The sequence below is a fragment of the Brevundimonas vesicularis genome (assembly GCF_044807075.1).
Classification (GTDB): Bacteria; Pseudomonadota; Alphaproteobacteria; order Caulobacterales; family Caulobacteraceae; genus Brevundimonas; species Brevundimonas vesicularis_G.
In genome coordinates this window covers 554,533-568,783 of the sequence record NZ_CP085234.1, presented here as the reverse complement: position 1 = coordinate 568,783, position 14,251 = coordinate 554,533, and the positions used below count along the sequence as shown (strand labels likewise).

General features: G+C 63.8%; 15 protein-coding genes, 2 tRNA genes and 1 rRNA gene. 15 read left to right on the top strand and 3 right to left on the bottom strand.

Annotation, left to right across the window (positions count from 1 at the left end):
- Positions 1-62: 62 nt before the first annotated feature.
- Positions 63-944, top strand: a complete 882-nt coding sequence (locus LG306_RS02750; protein WP_404418007.1) for an alpha/beta fold hydrolase — start codon at positions 63-65, stop codon at positions 942-944.
- Here LG306_RS02750 and LG306_RS02745 read toward each other — a convergent pair.
- On the bottom strand, positions 941-1,915 hold the full coding sequence (locus LG306_RS02745; RefSeq protein ID WP_265150533.1) for an ABC transporter ATP-binding protein: 975 nt from the start codon (positions 1,913-1,915) through the stop codon (positions 941-943). The two genes, LG306_RS02750 and LG306_RS02745, sit on opposite strands and share 4 nt — an antisense overlap.
- Before the next feature lie 185 nt (positions 1,916-2,100).
- Here LG306_RS02745 and LG306_RS02740 point away from each other — a divergent pair, with 185 nt between their 5' ends.
- From LG306_RS02740 to polA, 5 genes are all read left to right on the top strand, one after another.
- Positions 2,101-2,385: a hypothetical protein gene (locus tag LG306_RS02740; protein WP_404418004.1), complete on the top strand. Its 285-nt coding sequence runs from the start codon at positions 2,101-2,103 to the stop codon at positions 2,383-2,385.
- Between the two features lie 56 nt (positions 2,386-2,441).
- Complete coding sequence (locus LG306_RS02735; protein WP_404418001.1) at positions 2,442-2,681, top strand: zinc-finger domain-containing protein; 240 nt, start codon at positions 2,442-2,444, stop codon at positions 2,679-2,681.
- Positions 2,682-2,762: 81 nt separating this feature from the next.
- Positions 2,763-3,203, top strand: coding sequence for a VOC family protein (locus tag LG306_RS02730; RefSeq protein ID WP_165114650.1), 441 nt, complete (start codon positions 2,763-2,765; stop codon positions 3,201-3,203).
- Complete coding sequence (locus LG306_RS02725; RefSeq protein WP_404417998.1) at positions 3,203-3,820, top strand: DUF6655 family protein; 618 nt, start codon at positions 3,203-3,205, stop codon at positions 3,818-3,820. The genes LG306_RS02730 and LG306_RS02725 overlap by 1 nt, the downstream gene beginning before the upstream one ends.
- Positions 3,821-3,857: 37 nt before the next feature.
- Positions 3,858-6,770 (top strand): DNA polymerase I, encoded by a 2,913-nt coding sequence (gene polA / locus LG306_RS02720; protein WP_404417995.1) that lies wholly within the window; start codon positions 3,858-3,860, stop codon positions 6,768-6,770.
- Positions 6,771-6,777: 7 nt separating this feature from the next.
- On the opposite strand, the gene LG306_RS02715 is transcribed toward polA, so the two are convergent.
- On the bottom strand, positions 6,778-7,932 hold the full coding sequence (locus tag LG306_RS02715; protein WP_404417992.1) for a hypothetical protein: 1,155 nt from the start codon (positions 7,930-7,932) through the stop codon (positions 6,778-6,780).
- A 161-nt stretch (positions 7,933-8,093) separates the two neighbouring features.
- On the opposite strand from LG306_RS02715, the gene LG306_RS02710 reads away from it, so the two are divergent.
- Complete coding sequence (locus tag LG306_RS02710; protein ID WP_404417989.1) at positions 8,094-8,297, top strand: twin transmembrane helix small protein; 204 nt, start codon at positions 8,094-8,096, stop codon at positions 8,295-8,297.
- A gap of 2 nt (positions 8,298-8,299) precedes the next feature.
- On the top strand, positions 8,300-8,872 hold the full coding sequence (locus tag LG306_RS02705; RefSeq protein ID WP_112863024.1) for a cob(I)yrinic acid a,c-diamide adenosyltransferase: 573 nt from the start codon (positions 8,300-8,302) through the stop codon (positions 8,870-8,872).
- A 10-nt stretch (positions 8,873-8,882) separates the two neighbouring features.
- On the opposite strand, the gene LG306_RS02700 is transcribed toward LG306_RS02705, so the two are convergent.
- Entirely contained in the window at positions 8,883-9,227 is a 345-nt protein-coding gene (locus LG306_RS02700) for a hypothetical protein (protein ID WP_017505432.1), read from the bottom strand.
- A 116-nt stretch (positions 9,228-9,343) separates the two neighbouring features.
- On the opposite strand from LG306_RS02700, the gene LG306_RS02695 reads away from it, so the two are divergent.
- From LG306_RS02695 to LG306_RS02665, 7 genes are all read left to right on the top strand, one after another.
- Positions 9,344-10,108, top strand: coding sequence for an electron transfer flavoprotein subunit beta/FixA family protein (locus LG306_RS02695; protein ID WP_404417985.1), 765 nt, complete (start codon positions 9,344-9,346; stop codon positions 10,106-10,108).
- A 1-nt stretch (position 10,109) separates the two neighbouring features.
- Positions 10,110-11,039: an electron transfer flavoprotein subunit alpha/FixB family protein gene (locus LG306_RS02690; RefSeq protein WP_404417982.1), complete on the top strand. Its 930-nt coding sequence runs from the start codon at positions 10,110-10,112 to the stop codon at positions 11,037-11,039.
- A 76-nt stretch (positions 11,040-11,115) separates the two neighbouring features.
- Positions 11,116-11,406, top strand: a complete 291-nt coding sequence (locus LG306_RS02685; protein ID WP_112863022.1) for a DUF167 domain-containing protein — start codon at positions 11,116-11,118, stop codon at positions 11,404-11,406.
- Between the two features lie 54 nt (positions 11,407-11,460).
- The gene (locus LG306_RS02680) at positions 11,461-11,661 is read left to right on the top strand and encodes a hypothetical protein (RefSeq protein WP_404417979.1); all 201 of its coding nucleotides are present in this window, start codon (positions 11,461-11,463) and stop codon (positions 11,659-11,661) included.
- A gap of 670 nt (positions 11,662-12,331) precedes the next feature.
- Positions 12,332-13,792: ribosomal RNA gene (locus tag LG306_RS02675) — 16S ribosomal RNA — on the top strand.
- Between the two features lie 215 nt (positions 13,793-14,007).
- Positions 14,008-14,084 (top strand) — tRNA-Ile (locus tag LG306_RS02670).
- A 73-nt stretch (positions 14,085-14,157) separates the two neighbouring features.
- A tRNA-Ala gene (locus LG306_RS02665) sits at positions 14,158-14,233 on the top strand.
- The last annotated feature ends 18 nt before the right edge of the window (positions 14,234-14,251 follow it).

Here is a 14,251-nt window from a genome sequence, read left to right as displayed (position 1 = left end):
ACCGGGCGTCGCATTTCCTCGCCTGGTGAATTACTCTGATCCAAAATCGGAGGAAATCGCCAATGAGCGCGCCCTATCCATTCGTTGAACGCCGCTGGACCTCGTCGGATGGGCTCACGCTCTTTGCGCGGGATTATGCGCCCGGTCCCGGCGTCGCGCGCCCGCCGGTGATCGCCATCCATGGTCTGACCCGCAACAGCGCCGATTTCGAAGCCATCGCACCGCTGCTAGCCCAGAGCGGGCGTCGGGTGCTGGCGGTGGATGTGCGTGGACGCGGGCTGTCGGATCGTGCGCCCGACCCCATGACCTATATGCCCGACGTCTATGCGCGCGACATGCTGGCCCTGATGGAGCAGGCCGGGATCGATAGAGCGGTCTTCATCGGCACCTCCATGGGCGGGCTGATCACCATGGCGCTGACGGCGATGCGTCCCAAGGCGGTGGTCGCGGCGATCCTGAACGACATCGGGCCGGAGGTGGCGCCGGAAGGTCTGGCGCGCATCGCCGCCTACAGCGGTCAGCCGGTCGAGATCGGCTCCTGGGCCGATGCGGCGGCCTATGCGAAGCGGATCAATGCGGTGGCCTTCCCGCACTATACGGATGCGGACTGGGACGCCTTCGCGCGGCGCATTTTCCGCCAGCAGCCGGACGGTGAGATCGCGCTGGACTACGATCCCGACATCGCCGTGCCGATCCGAGCGGCGGGGGCTAAGGCGCTGGTCCCGAACCTGTGGCCGATGTTCCGGCGGCTGGCGAAGAAGAAGCCCACGCTGCTGGTGCGGGGCGCTGCCTCGGATCTGCTGAGCGCCGACATCGCCGCGCGGATGAAGAAGGCGGCCCCGACCATGGCCTATGTCGAGGTTCCCGGCATCGGCCACGCGCCCATGTTGGACGAGGCCGAGGCCAAGGCGGCGATCTTCGAATTCCTGGCCGAGGTCGATTAGTCCTTGGTCGGATCGACCCGCGACGTGTCGCCGTAGGTCAGGGCCAGGAAGACGTCCTCCAGGTCCGGATCTTCGGTGGTGATGTCGGCGATGGTGACGCCGGCGGCGCGCACGGCGTTGATGACTTGCTCGACCGAAGACTGCCCCTTTTTATAGGCGACCGCGAAGGCGCCGCCCGGACGAGGCGTAACCTCGAAGCCGGCCAGCACCGGCGGCGTCGCCTGGGGCGTTTCAGGGGTCACGACGACATTGCGGCTGTCCAGACGGCGTAGAAGCTGCGGCGTCGGCTCGCAGGCCACCACCTCGCCCCGGTTGACGATGGCGATGGTGTCGCAAAGCTCCTGGGCCTCTTCGAGATAGTGGGTGGTCAGGACGATGGTCACTCCCTCTTCGTTGATGCGGCGGACGTAGGCCCAGAGCTGGCGACGCAGTTCGACGTCCACGCCGGCCGTCGGCTCGTCCAGGATGAGGATGGGCGGATTGTGGACCAGGGCCTTGGCCACCATCAGACGGCGTTTCATGCCGCCGGACAGGGCGCGGACATAGGCGTTGGCCTTGTCCGACAGGCCCAGCGCGGCCAGCAGTTCGTCGGACCGGCGCTCGTCTTTGGGCACGCCGTAAAAGCCCGCCTGCACCTCCAGCGATTCGCGCGGGGTGAAGAAGACGTCGGCGACGATCTCCTGCGGCACGACGCCCAGGGCGGCGGCGGCGTCGCGCGGCTCCTTGTCGATGTCGCGGCCCCAGATGGTCACCGAGCCCTCGGACTTCTTCACCACCCCGGCCAGGATGTTGATCAGGGTTGATTTGCCTGCGCCGTTCGGGCCCAGCAGGCCGAAGACTGAGCCGCGCGGAATGACCAGATCGACGCCGCGCAGGGCCGTCTTGGGGGCAGCCTTTTTGGACCCGGCATAGGTCTTCTTCAGTCCCCGCACCTCGATGGCGTTGTCGGGCAGGGCGGGGGTCTCTGACATGGTCGGTTATTTACTCGGACGGGACGGCGAGCGGCATAGGTAGGGCGAGGGATCGCAATCGCCAACCTGTCTCGCCGAAAGCATCAGACAAGCAGGCCTGTCTATGTGTCAATGGTGCTTGACTTATACGACTGGTGTGTCTAGCTTGCTTGTCATAAAGACAACCGAACTTGATGGAGATCGCCGTGACCGCCGTTCAAAAAGCCAAGACGCCTCTGACCCGCACACGCCTGATCGGCTTCGTCGCCATGGCGGTCTGCGCCATTGGCTACATCGGTGGAGGACTGGCGCTGCTGGCGGGCAAGACCGATCAGATCGAGATGACGCATGCCGCCATCGCCGGCGCCGCCCTGCTGCTGATCGGCGAGATCGGTCTTTGGGTCGGCGCGGCCTGTCTGGGCCTGACGCTGTTCAAGAAGCGCAAGGCGATGCTGAACCGCCTGCTGGGTCGCCGAACCGCCGAGGTTTGACCTTCCGGCCTGCGCCGCCTAGGAAGCGCGCAAGCCTTTCAGACCCGGACCGGACCATGCCTCCCCGCCATTCCGACGCCAACATTCCGCCGCCCGAAGAGATCGTCGTCTCGACCAAACGCGTGGCCTGCGACGGCGGCGGCGGGGCCCTGGGTCATCCGCTGGTCTATATGGACATGGGTGAGGACGACTTCATCGAGTGCGGCTATTGCGACCGGCGTTTCGTCCTGTCGGCCCAGGCCCACGACGAGAACGAATATCTGAGCCCCGCCGCCCGCGCGCCCGAGGCCCACTGAGACCGTAACCTCAGTTCAGTCGCGGTGTCGCGGCGGTTGGGTCTATAGACGGCTGACACGCTGTTCGGACGGAGACGAGCCTTGCGCTATCTGCACACCATGGTCCGGGTAAAGGACATCGACGCCTCGCTGCACTTCTATTGCGACCTTCTGGGTCTGCAGGAGGTGCGCCGCACCGAGAACGAGGCGGGTCGGTTCACCCTGGTCTTCCTCGCAGCGCCGAAGAATCTTGAACAGTCGGCGGCGGAACGCTGCCCCGAGGTCGAGCTGACCTTCAACTGGGATCCGGAAGAGTATCAGGGCGGCCGCAACTTCGGTCACCTGGCCTATAAGGTCGATGACATCTACGCCGCCTGCCAGACGCTGATGGACGGCGGGGTGACGATCAACCGTCCGCCCCGCGACGGCAACATGGCCTTCGTCCGCTCGCCCGACGGCATCTCCATCGAACTGCTTCAGGAAGGCGCGCCGCTGGCGCCGGCCGAGCCCTGGGCCTCCATGCCGAACGTCGGCGCCTGGTGATGACGGCGCGGACGGCGGCTCTGTTGACGGTTGCGGCGGTCGTGATGTCAGCCTGCGCCTCGACCACCGAGAGCAACACAGGCCGCACGGCGACGGAGCAGCTGCTCCTGGCGCGCGCCTCGGACCGGGCGGTCGAGGGGCTGGTCCTGCCGCTGCCGACGGGCGCTTCGGTCTTCGTCGACGACGCCTATTTCCAGGGCGAGGGCACACGCTACGCCGTCAGCGCGATCCGCGGCGCGATCTCGGACGCCGGTTTCAGCCTGGCCCGCAACAAGGACGAGGCGAACGCCGTGTTTGAGATCCGCGCCGGCGCACTTTCGCTGGAGCAGATGCGGCGGGTCTTCGGCATTCCCGAGATGCGGATCCCGATCAACGAGACCTTCAACGTCGTCTCCCTGCCGGAACTTTCGGTCTACAGCCACCGCGACCGGGTCGGGGTCGCCGAGTTTTCCGGCTTCCTCTACGAAGCCAAGACCGGTGCGCCGCTGGGCGCGGTGGTGCCGATGATCGGCACCTATCGTATCCGCAGCCACAAGGCCTTCATGGTCGTGTCCTGGGGCCAGCAGCAGGCGCAACCCGGTCAACGCGATCCGGGATCGAGCTGGACCGAATTCTGACGCTGACGCGGGGGCGTTGGAGCCCTATGTTCCGGCCATGACCGAGACGACTGCGCCCGAAAATCCAGAGACCGAACGCCCGATGACGCAGGACGGCCCTGCGCTGCGGCTGTGGATGATCGACGCCTCGGCCTACATCTTTCGCGCCTATCACGCCCTGCCACCATTAACGAGAAAGTCCGACGGCCTGCCGGTCGGCGCGGTCCAGGGCTACTGCAACATGTTGTGGAAGCTGCTGAAGGACATGAAGGGCGCGGATGGTCCGACGCACCTGGTGGCCATCTTCGACCATTCGGAAAAGACGTTCCGCAACACCCTGTACGATCAGTACAAGGCCCATCGCCCGCCGCCGCCCGAGGATCTGGTCCCGCAGTTTCCGCTGGTGCGCGAGGCGACGGCGGCGTTCGGCGTCCATTGCGTCGAACTGCCCGGCTACGAGGCCGACGACCTGATCGCGACCTACGCCTGCAAGGCGCGCGATGCGGGCGGGGAGGCGGTGATCGTCTCGTCCGACAAGGATCTGATGCAGCTGATCGGCGGCGGCGTCGTGATGTGGGATCCGATGAAGGACCGGCGTCTGGCCGAGCCCGAGGTCTTCGAAAAGTTCGGCGTCGGCCCCGAGAAGATGGTCGATCTGCAGGCCCTGATCGGCGACAGCGTCGACAACGTCCCCGGCGCGCCAGGCATCGGGCCGAAGACGGCGGCGCAGCTGCTGGACGAATACGGCGATCTGGACACCCTGCTGGCCAACGCCGGCGAGATCAAACAGCCCAAGCGCCGCCAGACCCTGATCGACTTCGCCGATCAGATCCGTCTGTCGCGCGAGCTGGTGCGCCTGACCTGCGATGCGCCGGCGCCCGAGGCGATCGACGATTTCGCTGTGCGTGATCCCGATCCCGCGATCCTGTCGGCCTTCTTGGAGACGATGGAGTTCCGCTCGCTGCAGCGCCGCGTCGGCGACGGCAAGGCCGGGCCCAGCGACGTTTCCGCCTTCGCGCCCAAGCGTGCGCCGAACCTGACCGCCCCCGTCGTGACCCCTCGCTACGGCCAGGTCGTCGAAGGCCCGGCCGAGGTCCAGACCTTCGATCACGCGGCCTACGAATGCGTCCAGACCGAAGAGGCGCTGGATCGCTGGATCGCGCGCGCGACCGAGGTCGGCGTCGTCGGATTCGACACCGAGACCGATACGCTGTCGGCGACCCACGCGGGCCTGTGCGGCGTGTCGCTGGCGGTAGGGCCGAACGAGGCCTGCTACATTCCCCTGACGCACGAGCACGAGCCGCAGGCCGGCGAAGGCGGTCTCTTTGGCGAAGCGGGAGAGGCGCCCGAGCCGATCCATCAGCTGGACAAGCCCACGACCCTGGCCAAGCTGAAGACGCTGTTGGAAGATCCGTCGGTCCTGAAGGTGCTTCAGAACGCCAAATACGACATCGCCGTCATGGCGCGTCGGAGCATCCGCGTCGCGCCCTATGACGACACGATGCTGATCTCCTATGTGCTGGAGGGCGGACTGCACGGCCACGGCATGGACGAGCTGGCGCGCCTGCACTTGGGCCACGAGCCGATTCCATTCAAGAGCGTCGCGGGGACAGGCAAGAGCCAGAAATCCTTCAAGCACGTCGCGCTGAAACCCGCCTCGGAATATGCCGCCGAGGATGCGGATGTGACGCTGCGGCTGTGGCGTATCCTGAAACCCCGTCTGGCGCGTGAGGGCCTGTCCACCGTCTATGAGACGCTGGAACGCGGCATGCCGACGGTGCTGGCGGACATGGAGCTGAATGGGGTTCGCATCGATCCCGACCGGCTGAAGCGGCTGTCCAGCGAGTTCGGCCTGCGCATGGCCGAGCTGGAGGCCCAGGCTCATGAAATCGCCGGGCGCCCCTTCAATATCGGCTCGCCGCGCCAGATCGGCGAGATTCTGTTCGGCGAACTGAACCTGCCGGGCGGCAAGAAGACCGCCTCGGGCCAGTGGGGCACCGACGCCAGCGTGCTGGAGGAACTGGCGCTTAGCCACGATCTGCCGCGCGCAATCCTGGACTGGCGCCAGCTGTCGAAGCTGAAGGGCACCTATACCGACGCCCTGACCGCGGCAGCCGATCCAAAGACGGATAGGGTGCACACCAGCTATCAGCTGGCCGCCGCCACCACGGGCCGCCTGGCGTCCAGCGATCCCAACCTGCAGAACATCCCGATCCGCACCGAGACGGGCCGCGAGATCCGCCAGGCCTTCATCGCCGCGCCGGGCAATGTCCTGATCAGCGCCGACTACAGCCAGATCGAGCTGCGCCTTTTGGCCCATATCGGCGACATCCCCGAGCTGAAGCGCGCCTTCAAGGCGGGGCTGGACATTCACGCCGCGACGGCCTCGGAGATGTTCGGCGTGCCGGTCGAGGGCATGCCGTCCGAAACCCGCCGTCGCGCCAAGGCGATCAACTTCGGCATCGTCTACGGCATTTCGGCCTTCGGCCTAGCCAATCAGCTGGGCATCGATCAGGGCGAGGCGGGGGCCTATATCAAGACCTATTTCGAACGCTTCCCCGGCATCCGCGCCTATATGGACAAGACCAAGGCCGAGGTGCGCCAGACGGGCTTCGTCTCCACCGTCTTCGGCCGCCGCATCCACATTCCGGCCATCCACTCCAAGTCCGGCGCCGAGCGACAATTCGGCGAGCGCGCCGCCATCAACGCCCCGATCCAGGGCGCGGCCGCCGACATCATCCGCCGCGCCATGATCCGCATGCCGGCCGCCCTGACCGAAGCAGGCCTCAGCACGCGCATGCTGCTTCAGGTCCACGACGAACTGGTGTTCGAGGCGCCGGAAGCCGAGGCCGACCACGCCATCGCCGTCATCAAGCGCGTGATGGAGAACGCATCGGATCCGGCCGTGGCGTTGTCAGTGCCGTTGGTAGTGGATGCCCGAGCGGCGTCGAACTGGGACGCCGCGCACTGATCAGATTTCAGGCGGCCAGCATGCCGATGTCGTTGGGCGCTTCGCCGCGTCCCAGCAGGCCGGTTTCGAAGTCCATGAAGATGTCCATCAGCTCCTCGACGTTCACTGGAGCGGCCGAAGGGCCGAAACGGAACCGCCAATAGCTGACGATATGCTGGACGGCGCCCAGCTGGTCGCCCAGTTTGGAGAACATGGACGGGGCGTCCAGCAGGAAGTCGCGGAAGGCGATAGGGCGGCCTTCCTGGGTCAGTTTGGCGTAGGCGTCGTCATAGATGCGAAGGGTGCGGCTGACCTCGTCGCAGGTCTTGATGATGCGACCGCGCAGCACGTCGCGGCTGCGATTCAGATATTCCTTGGCGGGGCGGTCGATCTTGCCCACGGGCTTGATGGTGCGTACGGCCTCGGCGACTGCGGCGACCTCGCCCAGCAGGGCGGCGAGCGTCCACTTGTAATAGAGGAAGCCCTTCCAGCAAAAGACGCCCTCCTGATACTGCTCGGGCGCCAGGCGCAGGGTCAGTCGCAGGGCGTCAAGCTGATCTCCCGGCGTGTTCGACAGGATCTTGGACGCCATCCGCCCGGTCGAGTCGGAGCTGACAGCGATCATGTCGTCACCAAGACTGAGCGTGACCAGCGGCTCAATCTCGTTGCGGACGAAGGCCAGCATGCGCTCAAGGTCGCTATCGCTGATGGAGAAATAGCAGGGCGAGGGATCCAGGCCGCCGCGTCGAAGCTGTTCGCGCAAGAGGAAGGGATCGAGCGAGGGGAGCTCGTCGATCAGGCGCAAGGTCTGAATGTCGGGATGGGTAGCGGCGACACCGAACGCCTCCATCAAGATGCGCTCGAACCCGATCTGATTGACGAAGACATATCGGCCCCCGGTCTTCAAATCCGCATCGTCGATCGGCATGACCACCTTGGTGGCCACTTGGCGTCGGCCGTTGAACAGGTCGGTTTCGTTTCGTCGCAGCCTATGTTTGATGATGAGGGCGCGGTTCAGGGCCGCCGTGCGGAAGATCGGGCGCGCGGCCCAATCGGGATTACGCACGGCGCCGTCGAAGGCGCTATCACCATTCTCTTCCCAGACGCGCAGCAGGTTCAGCACGCGGGCGGTGGAAGCCGAGCCTCTCAAAAGCTCCAGGTTGCGAACGGCGCGATCAGTCATGGCGATGACCCTAAGCCGCAATCGTCACTAAATGGCTTAGCTGGACCAACGAAAATACCTGTGGTCGATGACGTCCGGTTCAGATGAGCCTGAAACCCGCTCGCAGAACGGTCGATGCGCTGCGCTGGCGCGTGACGGCGATCCGGGTCTAGAACGACGGCATGCAGATTTTCGACATTCTGATCATCCTCGCGATCCTGGCCGTGACCATCACGCTGGGCTTCGGCCTCTATTCGCTGTTTCGGGGCGGGGACTATGCGCGCAGCCATTCCAACAAGCTGATGCGCCTGCGCGTCGGGCTTCAGGCGGTCGCCGTCATCCTGCTGGTCATCGGCATGATGTGGAAGGCGACGCAGGGAGCCTGATCATGGTGACGCTGAACAAAATCTACACCCGCACGGGCGATGACGGTCGCACGCGGCTGGCGTCCGGCGCGCCGGTGTCCAAGAGCGATGCCCGGGTCGAGGCGTATGGCGCGGTGGATGAGCTGAACGCGGTGATCGGGGTCGCCCGGCTGAACAGCGGCCAGAACGACCGGATCGACGCCATGCTGGGCCGGATCCAGAATGAGCTGTTCGACTTGGGCGCCGATCTGGCCACGCCTCTGGACCCGCCGCCGGCCTGGGAGGCCTTGCGCATCGTCGACAGCCAGGTTGCGCGGCTGGAGCAGGAAATCGACTGGATGAACGAGAGCCTGAAGGCGCTCGACAGCTTCATCCTGCCGGGCGGCGCGCCCTTGTCGGCCCATTTGCATGTCGCGCGCACCGTCTGCCGACGGGCCGAACGCGAGGCGGTGCGTCTGATCGAAAACGGCGAGGCCGTGAATGTCGAGGCGGTCAAATATCTGAACCGCCTGTCCGACCATCTGTTCGTCGCCGCGCGACGCGCCAACGCCAACGGCGCCAGCGACATCAAATGGAAGCCCGGCGCGACCCGCTAGGCGAAACCGGTCAGGCGGCGGGACGCGCCGCCGCCAGTGCGGCTTTCTGACGCTCGGCCTCTGCGGCGCGGGCGCGGCCTTGGGCGGCGAGATCCTGTTCGATCCGAACCAGCTCGCGGTTCTTCTCGGCCGAAGCCTCGGCGCGCGACACGCCATTGGGGCGCCCTGTGATCTGGGCGATGGAAATGGGCTGTGCGCAGATGCGGCTTTCCATATCGTACCATTTGCCCGCCGCCTCGCAGCGTTTGCCGGGCGCGACCCAGTAGTCCTGGAGGGCGAAAATCCCGACGACCGTGATGCCGAACAGGCCGAAGAAGATCATCGCCAGGCGGGGAAAGGTCAGGAAACGCTTCATCTCGTGGTCCGTTGGATAGGGATCGCAGCCACAGCTTGACCCCACGTTACGTTGACAGGCCTTCGCGACCGCTCCATGTCCTGCCCACACATTCAGGCGATTTCACGGATAGACCCATGAAGGTACTCGTCCCCGTCAAACGGGTGATCGACTATAACGTCAAGGCCCGCGTCAAGGCGGATCAGTCGGGCGTCGATCTGGCCAACGTCAAGATGAGCATGAACCCCTTCGACGAGATCGCTGTCGAAGAGGCGGTTCGTCTGAAGGAAGGCAAGGAACACCATGCCGCCGGCACCGCGACGGAAATCGTCGTGGTCTCCATCGGCGTGACCCAGGCGCAGGAAACCATCCGCACGGCGCTGGCCATGGGCGCGGATCGGGGTTTGCTGATCCAGTCGGACACGGATCTTGAGCCGCTGGCGGTCGCCAAGCTGCTGAAGGCGGTGGTCGAGGAAGAAAAACCCGACCTGGTTCTGATGGGCAAACAGTCGATTGACGGCGACAACAATGCAGTGGGCCAGATGCTGGCCGCCCTGCTGGACTGGCCCCAGGCGACCTTCGCCGGGAAACTGGCGATCGACGGCGGAAAAGCCACGGTCACGCGCGAGGTCGATGGCGGCCTGCAGACGATCGCCGCCGAACTGCCGGCGGTGGTGACGGTGGACCTGCGGCTGAACACGCCGCGCTACGCCTCCCTGCCGAACATCATGAAGGCCAAGAAGAAGGAGATCGCCATGAAGGCGGTCGCCGACTACGGCGTCGATGTCGCCGACCGTCTGAAGGTCGTCAAGGTCACCGAGCCGCCCAAACGGTCGGGCGGCGTCAAGGTGGCCGATGCGGCCGAACTGGTTTCCAAGCTCAAGTCTGCGGGAGCGCTGTAATATGGCTGTCCTCGTCATCGCCGATCACGACGGTTCGACCGTTCGCGACACCACCCACAAGACCGTAACCGCCGCGCTGGGCCTGTCGTCCGATGTGGACGTCCTGGTTCTGGGGCAGGGGGCGCAGGCCGCCGCCGATAGCGCCGCCAAGATCGCGGGTGTCCGCAAGGTGCTGCTGGCCGAGAGCGCCGGTCTGGGCAAGATGCTGGCTGAGGCGGTCGAGGCGACCGTCCTGCCGCTGGCCGGGAGCTACGACGCCATCCTGACGCCGGCGACCACGGACGGAAAGAACTTCGCCCCACGTCTGGCCGCCAAGCTGGATGTCGCGCCGATCTCGGACATCATCGAGGTGGTGTCGGCCGATACCTTCGTGCGCCCCATCTATGCCGGCAATGCGCTGGAGACGATCCAGTCGTCGGACGCCAAGAAGGTGATCACGGTGCGCCCGACCGCCTTCGCCGCCTCGGCTGAGGGCGGTTCGGTCCCGGTCGAGAGCGTCGCTGGCGCCGATGCGCCCAAGACGGCCTTCGTGTCAGAGGAAATGGTCAAGTCGGACCGGCCCGAACTGGGCGCCGCCAAGATCATCGTCTCGGGCGGTCGCGCTCTGGGCTCGGCGGACGAGTTCCATGCCGTGATGGAGCCGCTTGCCGACAAGCTGGGCGCCGCCATCGGCGCCTCGCGCGCAGCGGTCGACGCCGGCTATGCGCCCAACGATTATCAGGTCGGTCAGACCGGCAAGGTGGTCGCCCCGGCGCTCTACATCGCCATCGGCATCTCGGGCGCCATTCAGCACCTGGCCGGGATGAAGGACTCCAAGACCATCGTCGCCATCAACAAGGATGCGGACGCCCCGATCTTCCAGGTCGCGGACTATGGTCTGGTCGGCGACTACAAGACGGTTGTGCCGGAACTGATGGCCGCCTTGGGCTAGGCCGAGGTCGAATCGATCTGAAGAGGGCGCGGCGCCGATCGGAGCCGCGCCCTTTTTCTTGCCCGCAGAGGACCACATGGCGAACTTGCCCATAAGGCTGCAGCCTGGCGCTGCGGCCGATCGCATTGATGGCTGGACGAGCGACGCCGAGGGAAGGCCCGTGCTCAAGGTGCGCGTCCGCGCCCGTCCGATCGAGGGAGAGGCCAACGACGCCCTGATCCGGCTCCTGGCCAAAAGCCTTGGCGTGCCGAAGTCGTCGATCAGCGTAGGACGCGGCGGACAGTCGCGCTCGAAGATGATCGTCGTGCAGGGGCTGGATGACGAAGAGCTGCGCTCGCGCATCCTCGACGTTCTTTCTGGCGATTGAGAAGAGCCAATCGGCCGGTTGGCGCGTTCTCCATTCGAACAGGAGACCAGCCCAATGACGATGGACGCCCGCATCCTTCACGCCCGCAGCGGCGTTACGCTCAAGCAGAAGGGCGATGTCTATGCGGTCTCGAGCCTGCGGCTGTCCGAGCCGGTGACCTTCTCGCAAGAGGCGGACGCCCAGCGCGCTTTCGATGATGAGGTCGCGGCCTGCGAGCAGGATCCAGAACTGATGTCGCGTCTCGGCGGGGCCTGAGAAGGCGACACGCCTGTATTGACGGGCTTCAAATGGGCTCGAGGATTACGATTCCTGATCGACGATCATGAGTCTGTGAGAAACTTCCCCCATTCCGTCAGAATCCGCTTGCTGACAAATCCGCGTCTCCGTATAGAGCCGCCTCGCTCGGAAACGGGCCGGCCGGCGGGGCCGCGGGGGTGAAAATCTCCAAGGTCCCACGGAAGAAAGAGTTGAAAAACTTCTTGCTTTCATCGGTTGGTTTCACTAGGTTCCGCGCTCCAATCGAATCGCCGACGGGTTTTCAGAGGTAAGCCTCGCTTTCCTCCGGTGGTTTCTTGCGGTCTGAAGGGTTCGCTCTTCTCTCCGAAAGATCTCTGAAAAGAGCGGTTGACACGGGGTTTGCGGTTCTCTAAATCGCCGCCTCCGCCGACGACACGGCGCTAAACGGTCGGGCCTCTCCGGAGGTTCCAGGTCTTTGACATTGTTGATTTGGAAAGAGAAACGCAGGCGGCGGTGTTCTTGCGATAGTCCTCAGAGACTATCATACGACACTGACTATCTGCGGTCTTTTTGAAAAGATACCATGCGTCGGTCTTCGGATCGATGACGTGGGAACTCGTCAATAAAATACGTAGAACTAATGCCAAGACCGCTTCGGTGGTCTTCAAGCTTAGGTCAGAAGTCAACTCAACCTGAGAGTTTGATCCTGGCTCAGAGCGAACGCTGGCGGCAGGCCTAACACATGCAAGTCGAACGAACTCTTCGGAGTTAGTGGCGGACGGGTGAGTAACACGTGGGAACGTGCCTTTAGGTTCGGAATAACTCAGGGAAACTTGTGCTAATACCGAATGTGCCCTTCGGGGGAAAGATTTATCGCCTTTAGAGCGGCCCGCGTCTGATTAGCTAGTTGGTGAGGTAAAGGCTCACCAAGGCGACGATCAGTAGCTGGTCTGAGAGGATGATCAGCCACATTGGGACTGAGACACGGCCCAAACTCCTACGGGAGGCAGCAGTGGGGAATCTTGCGCAATGGGCGAAAGCCTGACGCAGCCATGCCGCGTGAATGATGAAGGTCTTAGGATTGTAAAATTCTTTCACCGGGGACGATAATGACGGTACCCGGAGAAGAAGCCCCGGCTAACTTCGTGCCAGCAGCCGCGGTAATACGAAGGGGGCTAGCGTTGCTCGGAATTACTGGGCGTAAAGGGAGCGTAGGCGGACATTTAAGTCAGGGGTGAAATCCCGGGGCTCAACCTCGGAATTGCCTTTGATACTGGGTGTCTTGAGTATGAGAGAGGTGTGTGGAACTCCGAGTGTAGAGGTGAAATTCGTAGATATTCGGAAGAACACCAGTGGCGAAGGCGACACACTGGCTCATTACTGACGCTGAGGCTCGAAAGCGTGGGGAGCAAACAGGATTAGATACCCTGGTAGTCCACGCCGTAAACGATGATTGCTAGTTGTCGGGATGCATGCATTTCGGTGACGCAGCTAACGCATTAAGCAATCCGCCTGGGGAGTACGGTCGCAAGATTAAAACTCAAAGGAATTGACGGGGGCCCGCACAAGCGGTGGAGCATGTGGTTTAATTCGAAGCAACGCGCAGAACCTTACCACCTTTTGACATGCCTGGACCGCCAGAGAGATCTGGCTTTCCCTTCGGGGACTAGGACACAGGTGCTGCATGGCTGTCGTCAGCTCGTGTCGTGAGATGTTGGGTTAAGTCCCGCAACGAGCGCAACCCTCGCCATTAGTTGCCATCATTTAGTTGGGAACTCTAATGGGACTGCCGGTGCTAAGCCGGAGGAAGGTGGGGATGACGTCAAGTCCTCATGGCCCTTACAGGGTGGGCTACACACGTGCTACAATGGCGACTACAGAGGGTTAATCCTTAAAAGTCGTCTCAGTTCGGATTGTCCTCTGCAACTCGAGGGCATGAAGTTGGAATCGCTAGTAATCGCGGATCAGCATGCCGCGGTGAATACGTTCCCGGGCCTTGTACACACCGCCCGTCACACCATGGGAGTTGGTTCTACCCGAAGGCGCTGCGCTGACCGCAAGGAGGCAGGCGACCACGGTAGGGTCAGCGACTGGGGTGAAGTCGTAACAAGGTAGCCGTAGGGGAACCTGCGGCTGGATCACCTCCTTTCTAAGGATGCTTCTCCAGGTCTCACGGCCTATTGAAGCTCCGCATAGCGAGAAGCGCTCAAGCAGCAATGCGGTAGCGCTTCGAGCAAAACATGCGGAACGCCGCCGTCTCCGTTTCTCTTTCCACTTTCGTCATCGACGCCTCGACCATACGGGTCGTTGAGTTGGTGACGCGATCGCGAGCCTGGGTGTTTATGACCCGGCTGTCGCTGCCATAGGCCCGTAGCTCAGGTGGTTAGAGCGTACGCCTGATAAGCGTAAGGTCGGCAGTTCGAGTCTGCCCGGGCCTACCAGCCCTGCTGGACTCCAGCCTTGGACAGTATCGTATGACAGCTCTCCTGGGCTTCGCACCATTCCTGATGGAATGGGGCCATAGCTCAGTTGGTAGAGCGCCTGCTTTGCAAGCAGGATGTCGTCGGTTCGACTCCGTCTGGCTCCACCAGGATCTTGTGATCGCATC

Bases quoted from the DNA above. Each gene is read 5' to 3' on its own strand.
- LG306_RS02690 (WP_404417982.1), top strand. From the start codon at position 10,110: ATGGCTGTCCTCGTCATCGCCGATCACGACGGTTCGACCGTTCGCGAC.
- polA (WP_404417995.1), top strand. From the start codon at position 3,858: ATGACCGAGACGACTGCGCCCGAAAATCCAGAGACCGAACGCCCGATG.
- LG306_RS02735 (WP_404418001.1), top strand. From the start codon at position 2,442: ATGCCTCCCCGCCATTCCGACGCCAACATTCCGCCGCCCGAAGAGATC.
- LG306_RS02745 (WP_265150533.1), bottom strand. From the start codon at position 1,915: ATGTCAGAGACCCCCGCCCTGCCCGACAACGCCATCGAGGTGCGGGGA.
- LG306_RS02715 (WP_404417992.1), bottom strand. From the start codon at position 7,932: ATGACTGATCGCGCCGTTCGCAACCTGGAGCTTTTGAGAGGCTCGGCT.
- LG306_RS02685 (WP_112863022.1), top strand. From the start codon at position 11,116: ATGGCGAACTTGCCCATAAGGCTGCAGCCTGGCGCTGCGGCCGATCGC.
- LG306_RS02710 (WP_404417989.1), top strand. From the start codon at position 8,094: ATGCAGATTTTCGACATTCTGATCATCCTCGCGATCCTGGCCGTGACC.
- LG306_RS02725 (WP_404417998.1), top strand. From the start codon at position 3,203: ATGACGGCGCGGACGGCGGCTCTGTTGACGGTTGCGGCGGTCGTGATG.
- LG306_RS02705 (WP_112863024.1), top strand. From the start codon at position 8,300: ATGGTGACGCTGAACAAAATCTACACCCGCACGGGCGATGACGGTCGC.
- LG306_RS02695 (WP_404417985.1), top strand. From the start codon at position 9,344: ATGAAGGTACTCGTCCCCGTCAAACGGGTGATCGACTATAACGTCAAG.
- LG306_RS02750 (WP_404418007.1), top strand. From the start codon at position 63: ATGAGCGCGCCCTATCCATTCGTTGAACGCCGCTGGACCTCGTCGGAT.
- LG306_RS02700 (WP_017505432.1), bottom strand. From the start codon at position 9,227: ATGAAGCGTTTCCTGACCTTTCCCCGCCTGGCGATGATCTTCTTCGGC.
- LG306_RS02680 (WP_404417979.1), top strand. From the start codon at position 11,461: ATGACGATGGACGCCCGCATCCTTCACGCCCGCAGCGGCGTTACGCTC.